This is a genomic window from Enterobacteriaceae bacterium Kacie_13 (genome assembly GCA_013457415.1).
Taxonomy (GTDB): domain Bacteria; phylum Pseudomonadota; class Gammaproteobacteria; order Enterobacterales; family Enterobacteriaceae; genus Rahnella.
In genome coordinates this window covers 3,551,528-3,572,443 of record CP045665.1, presented here as the reverse complement: position 1 = coordinate 3,572,443, position 20,916 = coordinate 3,551,528, and the positions used below count along the sequence as shown (strand labels likewise).

Sequence of the window (20,916 nt, the reverse complement as noted above, 5' to 3'; positions counted from 1 at the left end):
TTTTTTGCGAAAACCGGCGATTGTCATATCCGGTAGTGAGTAGCCTGTTCTGTTCACTACCGTGGCTCTCCTGGGGCATCATGGATATCATTTTCCCTGCTCCGCTGGAGGCAATCCTAAATCGGGGTTACAGCGCATTTTGTCCCAACCGGTATAGTTTTTGACTGCTGGGACCTTAGTAGGTAAGCCCTGAAAATTCTTTCTATCAGCAAACGTTGATCGATATTCCTGAATTGCATTCAACGAAAGATAGTCTTTCCCCCACTTACCGCCATGAGTATTGGGTTCATCAAATGGCTTGGAGCTCATATAAATATCGCCCCATTTGGTCAGTAAAAAACCCTGATCGTTGATGACAGTAAAGGCGAGAATATCTTCATAATTTGGTGAGGTGTATTCGCCAGCCACCTGGGTAGCACCGAATCTATCTTTCCGAGCGGGAATTCGCTTACCAAATGGGTCTGCGCCACCGCCGGGAGAAAAACGTGCTCCCTCCCATGTCTGCCCATAGTCTTTGGATATGGTAAGGCTTTCGCTTTCGCCATATACAGGGATCACAATGTAGCGCTCTGAAGGATGGATAAACGTCTTGGTATAGATCCGATACCGGTCTGAATTTTCATAAATTATGGTATGGATATTTTTTTCCGTGTCGGTGTATGTAAGTCCCCCTTCACAGTTAAACCCGGTCAGTTCCAGATAACGGTGATCGTCAAAACGGTAGACCACCTGCGTAGGAGGTGATTTTGAAGCCGCATGGCAGGCACTAAGGACGTTGAAGGTAGAAAGCATCATCACTATTCTCATCAGTCTCACTTTCCCTGCTCCGCTGTAGGCAAGCCTAAATCAGGGTTACAGCGCATTTTGTCCCAACCGGTATAGTTTTTTACTACTGGGACCTTAGTAGGTAAGCCCTGAAAATTCTTTCTATCAGCAAACGTTGATCGGTATTCCTGAATTGCATTCAACGAAAGATAGTCTTTCCCCCACTTACCACCATGCGTATTGGATTCATTAAATGGCTTGGAGCTCATATAAATATCTCCCCATTTTGTCTGAATAAAACCTTGGTCGTTAACGACTGTCAGCGAGAGTACGTCTTCGTATATAGGATAAGTATCCTCACCAGCTACAACAGGAAGCCCGGAATCGGTTTTTCTTGCGGGAATACGTTTCCCGTAAGGATCAGCCCCTCCGCCTGGTGAATAACGCGCTCTTTCCCAAGTCTGTCCGTAATCTTTAGAAATAGTGAAAGTACTAAGATCTTCATATTCTGGGATGACGATATAACGCTCTGACGGATGAATATAAGTTTTGGTGTAGACCCGATAACCTGAGTAGCCATCGTAGACATCAGTATTAATATTCCTTTGGGGATCGATATATCTCAGACGACCTTCACAGTTAAACCCGGTCAGTTCCAGGTAGCGATGATCGTCAAAACGGTAAACCACCTGTGTAGGAGGCGATTTTGATGCCGCATGGCAGGCACTAAGGACGCTGAAGGTAGAAAGCATCATCACTATTCTCATCAGTCTCATTTTCCCTGCTCCGCTGGAGGCAAGCCTAAATCGGGGTTACAGCGCATTTTGTCCCAACCTGTGTAGTTTTTGACTGCTGGAACTTTGTTGGGAATGCCCTGGAAGTTTTTTCTGTTAGCGTCAATTGACCAGTGATCTGGCCCAGCAAAGGAGTTCCATGATGTATATTCCTTCCCCCATTTCCCACCGTGTCCGTCAGGGTCATAGGCGTCGAAAGGCTTGGAGCTCATATAAATATCGCCCCATTTGGTCTGTAAAAAACCCTGATCGTTGATGACAGTAAAAGAGATTACGTCTTCATACAGAGGCGAGGTATTTTCGCCTGCAACAACTTCCATTCCATATGCTGTTTTTCTGGCGGGGATTCGCTTACCGTAAGGGTCTGCGCCACCACCCGGTGAAAAACGCGCCCCCTCCCATGTTTTTCCATAATCTTTAGAAACAGTGAAAGTACTCTGATCTTCGTATTCGGGAATTACAATGTAGCGCTCCGAAGGATGAATGAATGTCTTGGTATAGACCCGGTAATTATCAGAGTTTTCATAAATTTGGGTATGGATGCTTTTTTCCGTGTCGGTGTATGTAAGTCCCCCTTCACAGTTAAAACCGGTCAGTTCCAGGTAACGATGATCGTCAAAACGGTAAACCACCTGTGTAGGAGGCGATTTTGATGCCGCATGGCAGGCACTAAGGACGGTGAAGGTAGAAAGCATCATCACTATTCTCATCAGTCTCATTTTCCCTGCTCCGCTGGAGGCAAGCCTAAATCGGGATTACAGCGCATTTTGTCCCAACCTGTGTAGTTTTTGACTGGGGGAACTTTGTTGGGAATGCCCTGGAAATTTTTTCTGTTAGCGTCAATTGACCAGTGATCTGGCCCAGCAAAGGAGTTCCATGATGTATATTCTTTCCCCCATTCCCCACCGTGTCCGTCAGGGTCATAGGCGTCGAAAGGCTTGGAGCTCATATAAATATCGCCCCATTTGGTCTGAATAAAACCTTGGTCGTTAACGACTGTCAGCGAGAGTACGTCTTCGTATATAGGATAAGTATCCTCACCAGCTACAACAGGAAGCCCGGAATCGGTTTTTCTTGCGGGAATACGTTTCCCGTAAGGATCAGCCCCTCCGCCTGGTGAATAACGCGCTCTTTCCCAAGTCTGTCCGTAATCTTTAGAAATAGTGAAAGTACTAAGATCTTCATATTCTGGGATGACGATATAACGCTCTGACGGATGAATATAAGTTTTGGTGTAGACCCGATAACCTGAGTAGCCATCGTAGACATCAGTATTAATATTCCTTTGGGGATCGATATATCTCAGACGACCTTCACAGTTAAACCCGGTCAGTTCTAGGTAACGGTGATCGTCAAAGCGGTAAACCACCTGCGTTGGCGGAGCAGAGGAATTGTTTGCGCTGTGTACACAAGCGGAAATACAGAACAGGCTGACTAATACCAAAAATCCATTTATCTTTTTCATAATATTTTCCTTAAACCAATGGCTTTGGCATAGCCCATTGCAGTTCAGTCACAGGCTCGCTGGTATCAGTACCAATTTGGCCGTAAATATCTTTTGGTGGTGTTTGCCGAGTTTTAGAAGGGGCGTAATCATTGACTACACCGAATTGCCCTTTTGGAGCACCGTGTTCTCTTTCTGGTTTATTCATAAGAGTTTTAAATTCAGGAGGTAATTGGCCATTCCGATAATAATTTGTGACTTCGACTAGTGGGTTTGCTGCCTGCCTCCAGTCTGCTCGCAACAGCAGCCCCTCCCAAATATCCTTATGCTCAAATGCCTGGCATTCCCCAATTGCCAGGTCGTACGCCATGGCTTTTTCAGGCACGTCTTTACTGGTCACAATGGATGAGTGCTGGCTGATTTGAATATCATTTTTGGCATTATTAACAGCCTCTTCTAACTCAGCATCGTTCATTCGTCGGGTGATCTCGACCTGGGTGGCTATCATGTTCCTCATTGGGCCCGTCGCCAGGGCTCGGATAGCCTCTATTTGATAAGCCTCGCTTAATACAGTCAGCTCTGCAGCATCAAAAGTATGCTGATCGCGAATGTAGCCGAGCCCTGCAGGGAGTGGACGGGTTTCATGTATAAATTGCTCGTTAGCCAGCGCCGTTTTTGCGACGTTAGGGTCTAGGCCACTGAGCCTGGTGCGGTAGGGGTCTGCGGGGATATTCGGGTTCTTTTTATGCTCTTCCGCATTATCTTGCCCACCCAGCTTGAACTGGAATGTAGCGGGTAAAATAGGTGCATCAACGGTGATGTTTTTGAAATCGTAGCTGGCATTCTTAGCGCCCATTTGCCCTGAATCACTCATTGCTTTAGAAAATTCAAAGCGTTCCCCGCTGTTGTGCCCGACGTAAACATCTTTGCAAAACACGCGCTGATTAAAGTTGGCACCCAGTTTTGCCCGCAATGGGTCAGAAATACCACTCCAGCCAAAGCCCTGAACTTGCTGCATGGAAACAATGGTGTCATTCGGGCAGAAGTAGTTGTAGACCTTACCGAAATTGTTCCGGCTATAGCGAGCATCACTCCATTGCGCTTTATTTGACAGACACAGACTATCTTTCAGCTTTTGCAGGTCATCAGCAACGTATTGCCCGTTTGGCGTATATTTCGGGTTGGTAGCCATCAGTTGGCAAAAGTTTATAAGCGTCTTTTCGCGCCCGGCCGTCGTTTGTTGATTACCCGGGCTCCAGCTTTCAATAACGCGAAAATCAGTGGAATAAGGTGAGTGATTCAAAATCACGCAATCAGCAGGATGTTCATCTGCCTCCTGAACCCACATATTAGCCAGCATGGTGATAATGGTGCCCTGGCTATGGGCAACAATATTAATTGTATCTGTTTTAGTTTTAGGGTTCGTTCGGATCGCTAGGATCAAATCAGCCAACCGTCTTGCCGCAAAAGCCTGATAGATACGATGCGGGTTGTCATAGATGGGATGGCTCCAGTCGCCGCTATTTGTGATATGGGTTCGTGAAACCCAGCCCGCCAGTCCCATCGTCCAACCCGTACCTCCCGGGCCGAACATGTCAGGGATGTTGGTCGTCGCATTGGCGAAAGTACCACCGCCTTTCGATTTGGCGGGGTCGAGCCAGTTAGCGTAATTATCAATCTTAGAGCTGTGATGGGCTTTTATTTTTTTTGCATCGTTTTCGACGAAAGAATCAAAAGGCAAATCTGCCTCATCCTTTTTATCTCTTAACTCAGCCCTATAACGCTTTTGATCCTCTTCCCAGACATCTTTTTCCACTGGTCGGTATCCCCAGTAGAAGGGAATGATGGGGGAACGGTTAGCCTGCGCAACGCAGGTCTGTTTATCCACAGAGCACTGTTGAGTAAACACGCTGCCGTCCGCATCAGAGATCTGAAACTCTTGCTCTTTCCAGCTATGGGGAAATAGATCTGTGCGGCCTAGTCTGGTATTCAGTCCCTTGCAAATACCCTCATCCTGATTTTGAAAAGCTTCACCAACATCGTTGACACCATGTACCAGAATAACAATGCACGGCAGCGGACGTTTTATCAGACAGTTTTGTTTGACCATCTCGCCTGCGGTGACTGGACGGCAAATATCCCCAACGGATAAAAATCCATCATTACGCAGGCTATCGCTTTGTGAATCACTCATTTTCATCGTCCTTTGATTAGCTCAATCGCTACATTTTCCAGTTCGTTCATCTGTAATAATGATGATTCACCGTTGGCATCCGTTATACCTTCAGTCGTGGAACCATCCTGGCGATGGACACGGAATTTTTGATTTTTCAATACCTGCGTTGGATCATCTTCTGCATGAAGACGGTACTGGATGGCATAATTGCCTTGCTTAAACGACGGCATTGCCTGACTCACGCTTTCGCCGCCTTGATATTCCAGAACCGGCGATTTTTGGGTAATTCGTGTCGGGGCGAGTTGCTCGATAATGCCGTCTTTAATACGGATGCCGGCGCCGCCGCACATCAGCAACAGCTCTTTCTTGGCGTTCAGCACAATGCGGCCGTTGGTACTGGTGATTTGCATATCTTCAAACGAAGTCAGCTCCATCTGGTCCTTTTGCGCCTGTATTTTTACCTTACCGGCGGCTGCGATCAGCTTGATGCCCAGCTTATTCACGAAGACGGAGAACATCTCACCGGCGGCAACAGAGAAACGGCGGAAGACGCTGAAGCTGGCATCCTGACCTGCGGTGGCCACCAGGTTTTTACCGGCAGTGTGTTGCAACGTTTTCGGCGTGGTATGCGCAATCCCTGCATCGCCATAAATCAGTACACCGGGCTGTGCCAGCCTGGTTAAATCTGTTTTCAGTTGCTCTTGTTCAGTGGTTTCAGCCGGAGAGGCCTGGGCCATATCGGCGGTTTGTTTCAGGGTTTTCGCCAGCACCAGCGCTTTTTCCAGTTGAGCAATGGCGGCATCCATATCTAACTGCTGGCCCTGGGCATTGTTTTTAGGCTCAGTGGACACCAAAATCCCTTTACCGCCTCGCACCGCAACGAAAGCGTCCGTGCGTAATTCCACCCCTTCGCCGCGCAGTTTTCTCTCTTTGTCGACCAGATGCCCCAGGCTGAGCTGGCTCTTACCCGAGTGAACCGTACTGAGCTTGATGTGCTCTTTACCGCGTGAGTCGTCCAGGCGCAGTTTATTTCCGCTGGGAGTTCTTATGACGTTGCGTTTGTAATTCGGCAACGCCACATGGTCAGGGTGCCGTGAGTCGTGCAACGCATAGGCGATATAAGGGCGGTCAACGTCGCCGTTCTCGAACGCAATCGCCACGCCGGTGGAATCCAGCAGCGGCATATGGAAGCCGTAGGTATCGCCGGAATAGGGCTTGGCTAAACGTAGCCAGCAGCTCTCAAACCCTTTCTGCCACTCGGTGCGGTCGAAGCCAAACTGGGCGCGGTATAAGCCGTCGGCATTGATGTGCGCATAGGGTTCATCAGGATGGGCGCTGGATATGCGGGCGGGCAGCGTGCCGGTGACGACGGGCCACGGAAGCAAAGCAGGGCGGTAGGCATGTTGCGTATTGCGTGGTACAGCAGTGAAAGTGATGACATAGGCCGTGTCGCGGGCGACGTTTTTAGACTCGGTGGAAACAATCAGCAGGCCGTCCGGCGCTTCCGGCCAGTCCTTACCCGGCGTAGTGATCACCATGCCGGGGCGCAGCGTCATGCAGTTCGATTTGCCCTCAAAGGTGATTTGCTCGGTGAGGTAGCGCTCCTGACGGCGTCTGGCATACCACATGCCCTGTCCGGGTTCGGTGCTGTATTCCTTACCGGGTTCAGGATAATACTCACCCCAGCGATAATCTTCGGCCACCAGGGCCGGATAGTCAGGATTGGTCGCAGCGACCGCCTTCATATCGCTTTGCGCCGCCGGAAAGTAGTCGTCGTTGACCATCACCGTTTTCGGGATGGATTTACGGCTGACCGACATCTCCCAGACCGATTCCAGCCCGCCGTCGAACAGGCCTGCCGGATGACGGTACGGGATGGCGAGTGTTTCAGGCCAGGCATACGAATGGTCGGCCAGCACCATCACGTCACAGTTATTCTCTTCGTCATATTCAAAGAAATACGAGATGCCGCTGTCGGCCAGTCGGCGGGCGATATGGGCGTACTCGCTTTCGCCGAACTGCATCATGAATTTCTTCAGCGGGTACTGATCATTGAGCGCAAAGCGGAAATCCAGCCGGTCCATGTTGTAACGCAGGAAGGTGTTTTCGGTCATGCTGATCACCGAATCGTTCTGGTAAATCGCGTTATTGGTCCCCTGATTTAAGCGCGTCAGACGGTGTTCGAGCGTGGCGACGTAGCGGGTTTCATCGGCAGAGGTGCCGCACTGGCTAAACTGAGTAATGACACCGGGAAGAACGCGCGGTGTGACCGACTCGTAGGGCTTGCCGTCGGGGTACATCAGGAACAGCGCGGAATAGTTGATGATGTGCTGGGCGGGAATGTCTTTCACCGTGCTGGTGAACTCAATCTCATAACGCAGAATGTCGCTGATGGCCTCGGTCCCTGAGAATTTGAGTACCGAAATATCGACACCAGGCTGTTGAGATTCAAGCTTGGTCAACCGCAGCTGATAGTGGTTGTGGATCGGCAATTTACTGCCGGCAAGAATGTATTCCTGAATGCCCATCGTTTAATTCCTTTTGAACGTTAATCCTGATTTACACCGCAATTACCATTACGTAGCGACATCAGCTCGAAACCGGTTGCTTGTATCAGTTGCCCTTCAGGCAGTCACTCAGACGATTATTTAAATAGGTCAGCTACTTTTCAATAGCAATTACAAATGCAATATCTGTAATTAATTGGCATGGTAAAGGTGTTAATGCATGAGTTCGCTGAACAGCAGTTGTATTCAGAACATACATAAACTAACCCCGAAGCCTTTTGAACCAATGCAGCAGAAAGTACCATAAATCAAAGGGGCATTAAAATAGGGTATGTCATCTAAAGGTGTCACTGAATTATTAGTAAGTTCGGGTCGGTATTTTATTAAGATAATTCCTGTGAATGTATTACTAAGATATTTTGTGGGAAAATTCTTAGTAATTAAGTGTGGGGTGGTCGTTTATATCGCTCATTCTTCACCAGCGGCCGATGCCTTAAGTACTCTTTAGTGCTTCATGTTCAATTTCCCCTTTGTAGGAATTATCCTTTTATTACACTTTGGAGAGATTTTAGAGCCGTGTTCCGGATTTACTGAGCAAACTTAAACGATAGGGTTACCGTACTCCTGTTTATCACTTCTGTGCAGTACAAACGATTATCGCAGCGGGGACAGATTTTCAGTCCGTTGAACTCGTAGTTGCACATTACGCAAAGTTAACGTTGCGGCTTTGGGGCACCCAAACCAGAAAAATCGTTCCGTACCGTTGTCTGAGCAGTGTACTCGAATGAGGTTGGCAGGGGCGTCGTTAGAAAGGGTGAGGATGTGAGTAAATGGGGGCATCGCTCCAATGTATTGATATCACCGTGTTCAAGGTCATGCTCGAAAAAGCGGCCTTCCGTGTGAGTGATACGAAATCTCAGAGGGTTTAAGCATTCAGGGCAATAACAGCGCTGCTGTCTTTGCAGGGGAAATATTTCTGCTCTGACCCAAGTACCGTCAGTCTGTGCCAACGGGCTGGATACCTTTGGTGAGGTACGTGTCCCGCATAAAGGTGACGTGGTTGGCCGGGTGACAGAGGGGGCATATGAAGTTTTGAACGTGTTGAAGAGCAGCGCGAAGCCATGCAATGCCTGAATCTGTCCGCACCGGCTCGCCAGGCCTTCGCGCATGCGGTTCTCAACTATCGATACGGTGAAGAACACCACCCCGTCACCGAGTCTCAGCTTCTGACCGCTCGCCGCTGGGAGGACCGGCAAGATGACTTGTGGACCACCTATCAGCGTATCCAGGAAAACATGCTCAAAGGCGGTCTGAGTGGCCGAACCGCTGCCGGTAAACGTGCTCACACACGAGCGGTAAAGGGTATTGATGGTGATATTAAACTTAATCGCGCCTTGTGGGTGATGGCCGAAAACATGCTGCAACTCTCTTCTTAAAGCCCTCGTAACAATGCCCTTTCACTCAGTAATGGATTGATCGTTTTCACCGATCGGTACGATCGGATTGATCTGTACAACCAATTATCTTTTTGTTTCACCTGCCGATAAGATCGCCACGGGTCATTGAGTATTGCAAGTGCTTGTCTCATCAGGATTTTGCACTCGCATACACCCCGCCGACACCAGGCAATATCACAGGGGAGGTCAGGTTGGCCTGGCTTTCGCTGTTCACTCCAAAGTCATGTAAATGACGTAAATCCTCATTATTTCGATCCCTGTCGGAAGGACTTTCTTTGCACATTTTTTGAGATGACGGAATGAATAACGAAAAGAAAATCAGCCACGACATAACGTTTAATCACAACCTGCCAAACCGTGACCAACCGATACGTATCCTGGTGATAAAACTCCGTCACTTTGGCGACGTATTATTGACCACGCCGTTAATCAATACGTTAAAGGCAAATTACCCACAGGCCCTGATTGACGTACTGGTCTATGAAGGCACAGAGGTGATGCTGGCGGGAAATAAGGCGGTTTATCTCACTTATACCGTCGACCGGGCGCTGAAGAAACAAGGCCTAAAGAGACAATACCGGGGAGAGAAAGCGCTGCTGAGCAGTCTGGGTACCGGGCATTACGATCTGATCCTTAATCTGTCGGACCAATGGCGTGCGGCATTTTACTGTTACAGGCTTAAACCCACGTTTAGCATTGGCTTTCGTTATCCCAGACGTAATAACCGTTTATGGCGGTTCTGCCACTCGGCGCTGGTTGATACTGACCTGCAGCCATCGCGCCATACCGTGATGAATAACCTCAGTATTCTTGAGCTGCTCGCGTTACCTGTCATATGCACTGACGTCACGATGTCATACCGACGAATGGATATCGATCACCTTGAATTACTCTGCCGAAAAAGACCACTGACCGACTATATCGTTATCCAGCCGACCGCCCGTTGGGCTTTCAAAAACTGGTCAATAACCTCCTATAGTCAGCTAATTGACCACCTGATGCAGCGTGGAGAAAAGATAGTGATAACCGGCGGGCGTTCTGAAGAGGAAATCAGCAGTATCCGGCAAATTCTAAACGGATGCCTTTACCCTGAGGAGATTATCAATCTGGCGGGTAAGCTGGATATGCCTGAGCTGGCGGTGTTGATTGACCGTGCCAAATTGTTTATCGGCGTGGATTCTGCACCGATGCACATGGCCGCCGCGCTGCAAACGCCCTCTGTCGTACTGTTCGGTCCCAGCAATCTCAAACAGTGGCACCCCTGGCAGGCTCCGCACACCCTGATATGGGCGGGGAATTATCGTCCTCTGCCTTCCCCCGATGACATTAATACCGATACGTCCGAACGCTATCTCGATGCGATCCCGGTCGCCGATGTCATTACTGCCGTTGTGCGGCGTCTGGGCGCGGTTCAACGCCCAGCTATAGCGAACAAATCTCACCACTTTTCACCTGAAATGAGTCAATCATGACCCCACTTGTACCCATTCTTGAATCTCAATTCGGACACGACCGCGCCGGCAGACTGTTTGGTCTGACGGCATTTTTATTGGGCGTGTCGTTACCGGTTTCGAACCCTCTGATGAACCTTGCTTTTGGGTTGGTTCTGCTGTGTGTTTTATGGCGGTGGGATCGACAAAACGTGAAGGCGCTAATCAAGCATCCGCTGGTGTGGTTGCCAGCCCTGATGTTTACGCTGCTGGCATTATCTCTCTTTATACAGCCTCATGCCTATGGCACTGAGATGCTGGGTAAGTACAAAAAGCTGTTATTTGTCCTGCCTCTGGCGCTGTTTTTTCTGCAGGTACCCGCAGCCATAAACAGATCCGTGAACGGATTTTTACTGGCCAATGCAGTGATACTTCTGGTGAGTCTCGCAATGGGTATTTTTCATCTGCAGATAGGCCATTTAAATCCTCTAAACCCCACCGTCTTTAAGCTGCACATTACCCAAAACTTCTTCATGGCGCTGGCGGCGCTGCTTTGGCTGTCGCGAGCTTTTGCTCATCGAGGCATGAAGCGCTGGGGTTATGCCACTCTTGTTGCCCTGGCCAGCTATGACGTCCTGTTTCTGGTACTGGGCCGCACCGGCTATGTCGCGCTGGTCGTTGGGCTGGGCGCATGGCTGCTCTTATCTTTGGGGCTACGCCATCGTCTGGCCGTGATGGCTTTAGGGTTGGGCGTGATTTGCGTACTGGCCTTTGTCCCTAACCGGGCGACGGAAAGGGTCGCACTGGGTGTGGCAGAAATACACGACTGTCTGGTGCTGGCTGATGGAGATGCTTTTGATTCCTGCAAAACATCGATGGGGCAGCGCACGGCCTTTGTTGAGGAATCTCTAAGGTTGATTAAGCAAGCGCCGTGGTTGGGTAATGGGGCGGGAAGCTTCTGGTACGGCAATCCCGAGACCGGTTACAACGTCAATAATCCACACAATCAGTACCTGTTGGAGACGGTGCAATCTGGTTTGGTGGGGCTTGCTCTGTTCTTGCTCTGGATGCTGTATTGCTATCGCGAATCCTGGCGACAGCCGGTACCGGTTCGTAATCTGATGGTCGCAATACTGAGTGCCTATATGGCCTGCCATCTATTCAACTCCTTCTTACTGGACTCCGCCGAAGGCCATCTGTTTATGGTGATTGCCGCCATGCTGGCTGCTAAAGCCATTGGAGCAAAGGCGAATAATTACCCATAAATATTGAAGCAATATAAATCCATTTCATCGAGCGAGGGGCTTCACGGCCTCTCGCTTTTTTATTAGTTGGCATAAACGAATTTCATCCGAGCTGCCTTCTTGGTTTAACTCTTTTGCTTACAGATACGGAAAACACATTATGCAGGCAGAACCCGAAGTATTAACTGACCCTACTGAACTTATCTGCTCGACCAATATCGAGCGGATCGTCACGGGCCGTAACGCCGCGCTGGCACAGACTGAAGCCCTTATCTTCCAGCTTGAAGGCATCTCGGCAACCACCAGCAGCATTGGCGGGGGATTACAAAACTAACAGTCCGTGTAGTTTTGGAAAGAAGATCATCATCAACAATCTGGTGACTCACAATCGCTGGGGCTTCAGTCTGAGCGGTGGCTGGCGACGAGATCAATTGGCCGATTTGGAACGGATGCTGTTTCTGCTGGATAGAAAACCGATCCCTGATAATCGGGGCGACATAAGTACCCGGCTGATGGAACATGTCAGTTTACAGAAAGCATCGCATGTCTACGAGGACGACTACTTTAGTATTCGTTACTTTCAGAAAGGCACGGGGCATATCACCTTTAAAAGACCGGACTTGGTTGATAAGATGAATGACATAGTGGCGAAACATTTTCCTTCCATGCTTCCTTCTCGCACCTAAGTTTGAATCTCTGATTTGCTATGAAATGAGATCGAGGGTACAAATGAGGGTATAAGATTTATCAAATCTAAATTAATTTATATTTATCATGTAAATAACACAATGCATCGATTCCGGTAGTCGCACCATTTCTGCTTTAAGATTCCATCCTGATCAAAAAATCAACTCGTCTCTCACCTCAGATTTCTGTCTATTGTTGTTCCTGTTTTCCCATCAAAATATCGGCTTGGGCAAATCACCTTAACCTCGACGCCAGTCTCCTTTGCAATGATCAATTCACCTTCAAGTCAGGCGATCGCTCCCGTACGTTGCCTGTCTCCCAATCTCCCTTAAACCCATTTGTCCTTCTGTCACTCAATGGCACAATAAGTTAACGATCATTAAATAAATTGCTTGCGCAAACTTCCTACAGTCTCTATTATTTGTTTATCAAACGTTAATTAATAAATAACGTTGACCCGAAACCGGGGTTGCTCAAGCAGGTGACCCACACAAAATTGACTGACAGGACAAAACATCATGAAAACTATCGCAATGACAATCGCCGCTCTGACACTGGCTAGCGCTTCTTTCTCTACTCTGGCAGCAACTGAAGTTCAGTCCGCTCCGGCCGGTCAGCAGACCATCGGTGTGGTAAGCGCAACGTCTAATGGTGATCTTTCAGGTCTGCAATCAGAACTGAATGCGAAAGCAGCTCAGGCGGGTGCAAGTTCATACCGCATCATCGGTGCTTCCGGTAACAACCAGATGTACGGTACGGCTGAGCTGTATAAATAAGCTCAAATGAGTGATTCGAAGAAGTAAGCAGAAGAGGCGGCGATTGCCGCCTTTTTCGTTTTTAGCGGTATTTATGGAAGTAATTGTTTTGGATCTTGCGGTTGATATAGCCGTGAAGTCCGCTGCCGGATTTTGCCATGGCCTTCATCAGGGTCACATCTGTCTGCCCAGGCCGGACGGCGTTATAAATGTAATGCCAGCCATCTTTAAACTTCAGTGTGATTGAATCTTCCGTTATTGCGAAAGCGACGATACCTGAATTTCCTCCCCGATTTTGGTACCTTTCCATATCATCCCTCCCAAATTTATGAAGTCGTTAAGACAAAATTATCATAGTCCTAAAGCGGGTGCGGGTATGTGAGATGAGGTGACTTTTGAAATGTGCTCACTTTTTCCGGTAATGAAATTTCCAAACAAGGTCTGTTATGAACAAACAGTTTCTTCTGATGAGTGCATTAGTGTTGGCTGGTTGCGCGGGTGCTCAGTCAGAACCGGTAAAATCTCTGCCCGTCGGCATGGCAAATCCTGCGGCGGTGTATTGTTATGAAAAAGGCGGGACGTCGGTGCGCGTCCAAACGTCGCAGGGCGAGCGGTCGGATTGTGTTCTGCCGGGCGGGGAGCGTATCGACGAGTGGGATTTATATCGCAGAGATCATAAGTAATTTTTCATTTGGTTTGCGCCATCAATTTGTAGCGTCAGTGGAATATATTGCATAAAAAAGGCCCGCCGTTTCCGGCAGGCCTTTTGTTTATCTTAAAGACGGGTTTTTTACTTCACGCACTTCGCGCAGGTGCTGGCATGGATCTGTTCGAAGAAGTCGTTACCTTTATCATCAACCAGAATGAACGCAGGGAAATCTTCTACTTCGATTTTCCAGATCGCTTCCATGCCTAACTCTGGGTATTCCACGCATTCCAGACTCTTGATACTTTGCTGCGCCAGAACCGCTGCCGGGCCACCGATGCTGCCCAGATAGAAGCCGCCATGTTTTTGGCACGCGTCAGTTACCTGTTTGCTGCGGTTACCTTTTGCCAGCATGATCATGCTGCCGCCGTTAGCCTGGAGCTGATCCACATAGGAATCCATGCGGCCAGCGGTGGTTGGTCCGAGAGAACCGGAGGCATAACCTTCTGGCGTTTTCGCAGGTCCTGCGTAGTAGATCGGGTGATCTTTAATGTACTGCGGCAAGCCTTCGCCGTTATCCAGACGCTCTTTCAGTTTAGCGTGAGCAATATCGCGACCAACAATGATGGTACCGGTCAGGGAAAGACGGGTTGATACCGGATACTCAGACAACTGCGCGAGAATTTCAGGCATCGGACGGTTCAGATCCACCTTCACCACCCCGGCTTCGCCTTGCTGACGCAACGCTTGCGGAATGTACTGGCCCGGATTGTCTTCCAGTTTTTCGATCCAAATGCCGTCGCGGTTGATTTTGGCTTTGATGTTACGGTCTGCGGAGCAGGAAACGCCCATGCCGACCGGGCATGATGCGCCGTGACGTGGCAGGCGTACGACGCGGATGTCGTGTGCAAAGTATTTGCCGCCGAACTGTGCGCCCAGGCCGAGATTATTCGCTTCGACCAGCAACTCTTGTTCCAGATTCACATCGCGGAAAGCCTGACCGTGCTCGTTGCCTTCGGTTGGCAGGCCATCGTAGTAATGTGTGGAGGCCAGTTTAACGGTTTTCAGCGTCGCTTCAGCGGAAGTCCCACCGATCACAAATGCAATATGGTATGGAGGGCAGGCTGCGGTACCGAGCGTGCGCATTTTCTCCACCAGATAGCCTTTCAGCTTCGCCGGAGTGATCAGCGCCTTGGTTTCCTGATACAGATAGGTTTTGTTTGCAGAACCGCCGCCTTTAGCGATACACAGGAATTTGTACTCGTCGCCATCGACACTATAGAGGTCGATTTGCGCCGGCAGGTTGGTGCCGGTGTTCACTTCTTTATACATATCCAGCGCGGCATTCTGTGAGTAGCGCAGGTTGTCTTCGATGAAGGTGTTATAGACGCCTTTCGACAGGCTGGCTTCATCGCCGCCGCCGGTCCAGACGCGCTGGCCTTTTTTACCCATGATGATCGCGGTGCCGGTGTCCTGACAGGTCGGCAGAATGCCTTTTGCGGCGATCTCAGAGTTCCTCAGGAATTGCAGCGCGACGTATTTGTCGTTTTCGCTCGATTCCGGATCGTGAAGAATGGAAGCCACCTGCTGCTGATGCGCAGGGCGCAGCATGAATGAGGCATCGTGGAAGGCATGCTGTGCCAGCAGGGTGAGCGCTTCAGGTTCAACTTTTAACACTTCCTGGCCGTCAAAGTTGCTTACGCAAACATGATCTTTGGTCAGCAGGTAGTATTCGGTCGTGTCTTTGGTTACGGGGAACGGGTCTTGATAATGGAATGGTTTGTTCGACATTGTTTTCTCACTTTATCCGTTATTGCCGCCACTAGCAGGACTTCTCGTTTCGGGTGTATCAGGGACAAATCGGGCGACGTTTATATGCTTTCTCTATGTTGCCAGCCTTATACACGGGCTGGCAACGTGGTTTATATGTTTTCTTCCAGTAAATGCTCTGTTAATGCTTTGTGGGGTGTTTTATCGCCCGTATCAGAACATCATCATCATCCACGGGTAACCAATCAGCAGCAGCGCGGCGAGGAAAATCGCACCGAAGATGGTGCCCAGACGCCAGTAGTCTTTGGTTGGCAGATAGCCGCTGCCGTAGTAAATCGGGCTCGGGCCGGTACCGTATGGCGTGATGATCCCCATGATCCCCAGTGACGTCACCATCAGCAGGCAGAATACCTGCATGTTAATGCCCGGAATGGCAGCACCGATGGTCAGCATAGCCGGTAACAGCGCGGTGGTGTGCGCCGTGGTGCTGGCGAACAGGTAGTGCAGCAGATAAAACGCCAGCAGCAGCACGATAGTCGCGGTACCCGGAGAGATGCCGCCCATGGTGGCCGCGCCTTCTTTGCCCAGCCAGGCGATGAAGCCGGTGCGGGACAGGCCGTCAGCCAGTGCGACCAGCGTGGCGAACCAGGCGAAGGTGTTCCAGGCTGGTTTATTGCTGGTGATATCGTTCCAGTTCAGAACGCCGGTCCACAACATCAGCACGACAACTAACAGTGCTGCCATCGCCGGTTCGATAAAGCTGGCGGCAAAAATCCACATGGCGAGTGCACAACATACGAAGACCAGCAGCAGGATTTCGTGACGGGACATTCTGCCCAGTTTGGCCAGCTCAGCGGTCGCCCAGCGCGGCACTTCATCATTAATTTTTACTTCCGGCGGATAAAACCAGTATGCCAGCAGCGGCATGGTCAGCAGCAACAGCAAACCGACTGGCAGGAAGGCGAAGAACCACGTACCCCAGGAAATGTTGATCCCGGTGATGCTGTTCACGATGCCCAGCGCCAGCAGGTTAGGGGCCAGAGCGGACAGGAACATAGAGCTGGTGATACACGCGGCGGTGATCGCTACCCACATCAGGTATGAACCGATTTTACGGGCGCTCGGGTCATTCGGTTTGGAGCCGTAGAGCGGCGGCAGGTTGGCGATGATCGGGTAGATCGTGCCACCACTACGCGCGGTGTTAGACGGGGTGAACGGCGCCAGCAGTAAATCGGCAAAGGTGATGGCATAACCCAGCGTCAGGCTGCGGCGGCCAAGATATTTCACCAGAATCAGCGCCAGACGGCGGCCGAACTGGGTCTTATCGTAGCCTGCGGCAAACATGAATGCGCCGAAGATGAGCCAGACCGTTGAGTTGCCGAAGCCGCTCACTGCCCATTTAAAGGACTGCGCCGCCATTTTGAATTTAGGGTCAGCGAGTTCCGCCGGGCTGAACAGCAACCACTGGCTGAATAATGCGATGACCACGACGCCGGTCAGGCCAATAACGGCACCCGGTAAAGGTTCGAAGATAAGGCCCACGATCACGCCGACAAAGATGGCAAAGAAGTGCCATGCATGCGGTTCTAAACCGTTGGGGACGGGAGCGAGTAACAACAACACTGCAACCAGCACAGGTAAGAACATGAGAAGAAGGCGGTTTTTCTTGCCCCCTGCCGGTTTGTTCGCCTGCGGTGTAACCGTAGTTTTTGAGATATCTGTCATTTTATTTGTCTACAAGTAGTTGAGAATAGGTTTGTTGATACATAGGTAAGATGATTATGCTTTTTTTAGTTACTCAAGTTTCTTTAGTTATTTAATGGTGGCATTTAAATTGCTCCATTATTGTTATTTGAGTTTAATTACTCTCATTCCCCTTAATGGGGAGATTATGTTTATATAATGCGTTTTTCGTAGTTATTACTGTTGATCTCGATCAAGAAAATACGGAGCTATGTAAATTTAAGAAAAGTATTGAGAGTCGATGTGGGCTTTATTTTAGCTGTGTTTATTCCTGCTGCGGAACAGGGGTATTTCCCGCATCTAAACCAGGTGAAAAAAGGAGTAGTGAAACGGCTTTTGAAATGCCCCTTCAGACTGCATCAAACCACTAAAGCCAGACGCTGTGAGCGTTGTCCTGACGCCAGTTACCCTCGTCTGAATGTAATACTACGGCTTTAAATTACAGGTGAAATGGTTCTTAATTTAAATTAATGTGATCGTTTAATAACATGGTTAACATTAATTTAATAATGCGGGTATTCTATTAATGGATAAATAGTTAATAAACTAACGTTACACCTTTTGAAAGTAAAGATATCGTTATATTACTCCTATGACATCGGCCACAAATAAAATTAATAAAACAAATCCGATAACGAATTCACAGATTATTAAATATTTTCTAAATTTGGAGCTGGATATTATGAGCCATAACCCGCAATTATTAAGCCCGTTCACTCTGCCAAATGGCACCGTGCTGAAAAACCGTGTGCTGATGGCACCGATGACCACCTGTACCGGTTTTTACGACGGCACCGTCACCAGCGAACTGGTGGAGTACTACCGCGCACGTGCAGGCAGCATCGGCACTGTGATCGTCGAGTGCTGCTTTATCGATGACAAAGGGCTGGCGTTCCCCGGTGCGATTGGCATCGATAACGACAGCAAAATTGACGGTCTGGCAAAAATCGCCGACGCCGTGAAATCTCAGGGTTCTAAAGCGGTGTTGCAGATTTATCACGGCGGCCGCATGAGTGAACCCAAACTGATTGGCGGCCAGACGCCGGTCGCACCAAGCGCACTGGCCGCGCCGCGTGAGGGTGCGGCAACGCCGGTCGCGCTGACCGCAGAAGAAGTAGACGGCATGATCGCCAAATTCGGCGAAGGCGTGCGCCGTGCCATTGAAGCGGGTTTCGACGGCGTGGAAATCCACGGCGCTAACACGTACCTTATCCAGCAGTTCTTCTCACCGAACTCCAACCAGCGCGACGACAAATGGGGCGGCAGCCGCGAAAACCGCGCCCGTTTCCCGCTGGCCATTCTCGATATCACTCACAGCATGGCGCAGAAGTACGCCGATTCTTCTTTCATCATTGGATACCGATTCTCGCCGGAAGAGCTGGAAGAGCCAGGCATTCGTTTCGCCGATACGATGTATCTGCTGGAGCAGCTGGCGGCGCGCGGTCTGGATTATCTGCATTTCTCGCTGGGATACTCGCTGCGTCCTTCTATTGTCGATACCACTGATCCGACGCCGCTTATCGACAAATACGTCACGATGCGTTCAGAAACGCTGGCGAAAATCCCGGTGATGGGCGTAGGCGGTATCGTTAATAGAGCCGACGCCGAACTGGCGATGTCCCACGGTTACGACATGATTGCCATCGGGAAAGCGTGCATCGCCTATCCCGACTGGACTGACCGCATTGCTAACGATCAGAAACTCGAACTGTTCATCGACAGCACCCAACGCGAAGCGCTGACCATCCCTGAACCGCTGTGGCGCTTCTCGCTGGTGGACGCGATGATCCGCGATATGAGTATGAGCTCGAAAAAATTTAAAGCCGGCGTGTTCCGGGAAAAAGTGCAGGATCCGGTCAATGAGCTGGCGATTAACGTCAGCCTGGAAACCGACCGTATTACTGATATCGAACTGCAAGCGGAGAGTGACGTTGACGTCGAGTTCACCACCAGTTTCGACATCATCCGTACGCGTATTCTCGATGCTAACAGCCCGCACGTTGATGCGGTAACCGGTGCGACCGAGCAGAGTGAAGCGGTGAAAAAAGCCGTCTCCAAAGCCATCGCCAAATCCTGCAAAGCGCAGTTGCTGGAAGAGGGCGGCAGTCTGTCTGAGCCGCAACGTTATGACGTTGTGGTGGTTGGCAGCGGGGGCGCTGGTCTGGCTGCGGCGATACAGGCATGTGATGAAGGGGCGAAAGTGTTGATCGTGGAAAAAATGTCCACTATTGGCGGTAATACTATCAAAGCCTCTGTTGGCATGAACGCTGCGGATACCCGTTATCAGAAACTAAAAGGCATCGAAGACAGTAAAGAGTTGTTCTATCAGGAAACCCTGAAAGGCGGCCAGTTCAAGAACAACACCGTGCTGCTCAAAGAGTTCGTCGAGCGCGCCCCGCAGGCAGTTGAATGGCTGGCTGAGCACAACATTGAGCTGAGCGACATCACCATCACCGGCGGCATGAGCATCGACCGCACACACCGTCCGGCAGATCGCAGCGCCGTCGGCGGCTTCCTGATAAGCGGTCTGGTGAAGAATCTCAACAAGCGTAATATCGACGTGATGCTCGATACGTCCGTCACCGAAATCCGTTATCACGACGGCGCGGTGCAGGGCGTGGAGTTGCTCAACGACGATAATGATGTGCTGATCGTTAATGCCAAAAGCGTCATTGTGGCAACCGGCGGTTTCAGCGCCAACAGTGAAATGGTGGTGAAATATCGCCCTGAGCTGGATGGCTTCGTGACCACCAACCATAAAGGTGCGACCGGCAGCGGCATCGCGATTTTGCAGAAAATAGGCGCAGGCGCTGTGGATATGGGCGAAATCCAGATCCACCCGACCGTGGAGCAAACCACCTCCTACCTGATTTCCGAAGCCATTCGTGGCGGCGGTGCGATTCTGGTCAGCCAGGCGGGCAAGCGTTTCTTTAATGAAATGGAAACCCGCGACAAAGTGTCGGCAAACATTATCGGCCTGCCGGAGAAATTTGCTTATGTTGTGTTTGACGAGCAGATTCGCCTGAACAACAAAGCAGCGGATGAATACATCGCACGCGGTTTTGTTATCAGTGCTGCATCACCGATGGAACTGGCGGCGAAGCTGGAGATGGAACATCACGCGCTGCTCGCCACGCTGGAAAGTTATAATGTGGCCGTAGATAAACAGGACGACGCCGAGTTTGGCCGTAAAACTGCGCTGCGCCATCCGATCAATCAGGGGCCGTTCTACGCGATCCGCATTGCGCCGGGCGTGCATCACACCATGGGCGGCGTGACGATCAACACCGATACCTGTGTACTGGACACCAACGAGCAGGTCATCCGCGGGGCGTTTGCGGCGGGTGAAGTGGCGGGCGGGATCCACGGTGCGAACCGCATCGGCGGGAATGCCGTTGCAGATATCATCATCTTCGGTATTCTGGCGGGACGTAATGCCGCCATTCACGCACTGCGGTAACGGCTAACAACCTGCGTCGCGCCCTGTGGCGCAGGTTT

The 20,916-nt window shown here is 50.2% G+C and carries 15 protein-coding genes and 2 pseudogenes; 7 read left to right on the top strand and 10 right to left on the bottom strand.

Annotated features, from left to right (window positions below; all coding sequences use genetic code 11):
* Positions 1–87 precede the first annotated feature (87 nt).
* From GE278_16245 to vgrG, 6 genes are read right to left on the bottom strand one after another with little or no spacing between them, the layout of a single operon-like run.
* Positions 88–807 (bottom strand): hypothetical protein, encoded by a 720-nt coding sequence (locus GE278_16245; GenBank protein ID QLK62230.1) that lies wholly within the window; start codon positions 805–807, stop codon positions 88–90.
* Positions 808–812: 5 nt separating this feature from the next.
* Positions 813–1,541, bottom strand: coding sequence for a hypothetical protein (locus GE278_16240; GenBank protein ID QLK62229.1), 729 nt, complete (start codon positions 1,539–1,541; stop codon positions 813–815).
* Complete coding sequence (locus tag GE278_16235) at positions 1,538–2,278, bottom strand: hypothetical protein (GenBank protein QLK62228.1); 741 nt, start codon at positions 2,276–2,278, stop codon at positions 1,538–1,540. Before GE278_16235 ends, GE278_16240 begins: the two co-directional genes overlap by 4 nt.
* Positions 2,275–3,024: a hypothetical protein gene (locus GE278_16230; GenBank protein ID QLK62227.1), complete on the bottom strand. Its 750-nt coding sequence runs from the start codon at positions 3,022–3,024 to the stop codon at positions 2,275–2,277. Before GE278_16230 ends, GE278_16235 begins: the two co-directional genes overlap by 4 nt.
* A gap of 10 nt (positions 3,025–3,034) precedes the next feature.
* Positions 3,035–5,197: a DUF3274 domain-containing protein gene (locus GE278_16225; GenBank protein QLK62226.1), complete on the bottom strand. Its 2,163-nt coding sequence runs from the start codon at positions 5,195–5,197 to the stop codon at positions 3,035–3,037.
* Between the two features lie 2 nt (positions 5,198–5,199).
* The gene (gene vgrG / locus GE278_16220; protein QLK62225.1) at positions 5,200–7,707 is read right to left on the bottom strand and encodes a type VI secretion system tip protein VgrG; all 2,508 of its coding nucleotides are present in this window, start codon (positions 7,705–7,707) and stop codon (positions 5,200–5,202) included.
* A 1,035-nt stretch (positions 7,708–8,742) separates the two neighbouring features.
* On the opposite strand from vgrG, the pseudogene GE278_16215 reads away from it, so the two are divergent.
* The 4 genes and pseudogenes from GE278_16215 to GE278_16200 all read left to right on the top strand — a co-directional run bounded on the left by GE278_16215 (position 8,743) and on the right by GE278_16200 (position 12,503).
* Positions 8,743–9,122: pseudogene (locus GE278_16215) on the top strand (DUF932 domain-containing protein).
* 320 nt (positions 9,123–9,442) lie between these two features.
* A complete protein-coding gene (gene rfaQ / locus GE278_16210) occupies positions 9,443–10,615 on the top strand; it encodes a putative lipopolysaccharide heptosyltransferase III (protein QLK62224.1) in 1,173 nt (390 codons plus the stop codon).
* On the top strand, positions 10,612–11,838 hold the full coding sequence (locus tag GE278_16205; GenBank protein QLK62223.1) for an O-antigen ligase family protein: 1,227 nt from the start codon (positions 10,612–10,614) through the stop codon (positions 11,836–11,838). Before rfaQ ends, GE278_16205 begins: the two co-directional genes overlap by 4 nt.
* Positions 11,839–11,977: 139 nt before the next feature.
* Positions 11,978–12,503 (top strand): annotated as a pseudogene (locus tag GE278_16200) (DUF4942 domain-containing protein).
* A 173-nt stretch (positions 12,504–12,676) separates the two neighbouring features.
* Here GE278_16200 and GE278_16195 read toward each other — a convergent pair.
* A complete protein-coding gene (locus GE278_16195; GenBank protein QLK62222.1) occupies positions 12,677–12,778 on the bottom strand; it encodes a hypothetical protein in 102 nt (33 codons plus the stop codon).
* A 244-nt stretch (positions 12,779–13,022) separates the two neighbouring features.
* On the opposite strand from GE278_16195, the gene GE278_16190 reads away from it, so the two are divergent.
* Positions 13,023–13,280 carry a DUF1471 domain-containing protein gene (locus GE278_16190; protein ID QLK62221.1) on the top strand — a complete coding sequence of 86 codons (258 nt, stop codon included), beginning with the start codon at positions 13,023–13,025 and terminating at the stop codon, positions 13,278–13,280.
* Positions 13,281–13,341: 61 nt separating this feature from the next.
* On the opposite strand, the gene GE278_16185 is transcribed toward GE278_16190, so the two are convergent.
* A complete protein-coding gene (locus tag GE278_16185) occupies positions 13,342–13,569 on the bottom strand; it encodes a hypothetical protein (protein ID QLK62220.1) in 228 nt (75 codons plus the stop codon).
* A 136-nt stretch (positions 13,570–13,705) separates the two neighbouring features.
* Between GE278_16185 and GE278_16180 the strand changes: the two genes are divergently transcribed.
* A complete protein-coding gene (locus tag GE278_16180) occupies positions 13,706–13,942 on the top strand; it encodes a DUF333 domain-containing protein (GenBank protein ID QLK62219.1) in 237 nt (78 codons plus the stop codon).
* Positions 13,943–14,049: 107 nt separating this feature from the next.
* On the opposite strand, the gene GE278_16175 is transcribed toward GE278_16180, so the two are convergent.
* Both GE278_16175 and GE278_16170 read right to left on the bottom strand, forming a co-directional pair.
* The gene (locus GE278_16175) at positions 14,050–15,696 is read right to left on the bottom strand and encodes a class I fumarate hydratase (protein QLK62218.1); all 1,647 of its coding nucleotides are present in this window, start codon (positions 15,694–15,696) and stop codon (positions 14,050–14,052) included.
* A gap of 192 nt (positions 15,697–15,888) precedes the next feature.
* Complete coding sequence (locus GE278_16170; protein ID QLK62217.1) at positions 15,889–17,400, bottom strand: DASS family sodium-coupled anion symporter; 1,512 nt, start codon at positions 17,398–17,400, stop codon at positions 15,889–15,891.
* 700 nt (positions 17,401–18,100) lie between these two features.
* On the opposite strand from GE278_16170, the gene GE278_16165 reads away from it, so the two are divergent.
* Positions 18,101–20,878, top strand: coding sequence for a flavocytochrome c (locus GE278_16165; GenBank protein QLK62216.1), 2,778 nt, complete (start codon positions 18,101–18,103; stop codon positions 20,876–20,878).
* Positions 20,879–20,916: the final 38 nt, after the last annotated feature.

Excerpts from the sequence above, each read along its gene's own strand:
- rfaQ (QLK62224.1), top strand. The coding sequence starts at position 9,443 with ATGAATAACGAAAAGAAAATCAGCCACGACATAACGTTTAATCACAAC.
- GE278_16165 (QLK62216.1), top strand. The coding sequence starts at position 18,101 with ATGAGCCATAACCCGCAATTATTAAGCCCGTTCACTCTGCCAAATGGC.
- GE278_16245 (QLK62230.1), bottom strand. The coding sequence starts at position 807 with ATGAGAATAGTGATGATGCTTTCTACCTTCAACGTCCTTAGTGCCTGC.
- GE278_16170 (QLK62217.1), bottom strand. The coding sequence starts at position 17,400 with ATGACAGATATCTCAAAAACTACGGTTACACCGCAGGCGAACAAACCG.
- GE278_16230 (QLK62227.1), bottom strand. The coding sequence starts at position 3,024 with ATGAAAAAGATAAATGGATTTTTGGTATTAGTCAGCCTGTTCTGTATT.
- vgrG (QLK62225.1), bottom strand. The coding sequence starts at position 7,707 with ATGGGCATTCAGGAATACATTCTTGCCGGCAGTAAATTGCCGATCCAC.
- GE278_16205 (QLK62223.1), top strand. The coding sequence starts at position 10,612 with ATGACCCCACTTGTACCCATTCTTGAATCTCAATTCGGACACGACCGC.
- GE278_16225 (QLK62226.1), bottom strand. The coding sequence starts at position 5,197 with ATGAGTGATTCACAAAGCGATAGCCTGCGTAATGATGGATTTTTATCC.
- GE278_16235 (QLK62228.1), bottom strand. The coding sequence starts at position 2,278 with ATGAGACTGATGAGAATAGTGATGATGCTTTCTACCTTCACCGTCCTT.
- GE278_16190 (QLK62221.1), top strand. The coding sequence starts at position 13,023 with ATGAAAACTATCGCAATGACAATCGCCGCTCTGACACTGGCTAGCGCT.
- GE278_16180 (QLK62219.1), top strand. The coding sequence starts at position 13,706 with ATGAACAAACAGTTTCTTCTGATGAGTGCATTAGTGTTGGCTGGTTGC.
- GE278_16240 (QLK62229.1), bottom strand. The coding sequence starts at position 1,541 with ATGAGACTGATGAGAATAGTGATGATGCTTTCTACCTTCAGCGTCCTT.
- GE278_16175 (QLK62218.1), bottom strand. The coding sequence starts at position 15,696 with ATGTCGAACAAACCATTCCATTATCAAGACCCGTTCCCCGTAACCAAA.
- GE278_16185 (QLK62220.1), bottom strand. The coding sequence starts at position 13,569 with ATGGAAAGGTACCAAAATCGGGGAGGAAATTCAGGTATCGTCGCTTTC.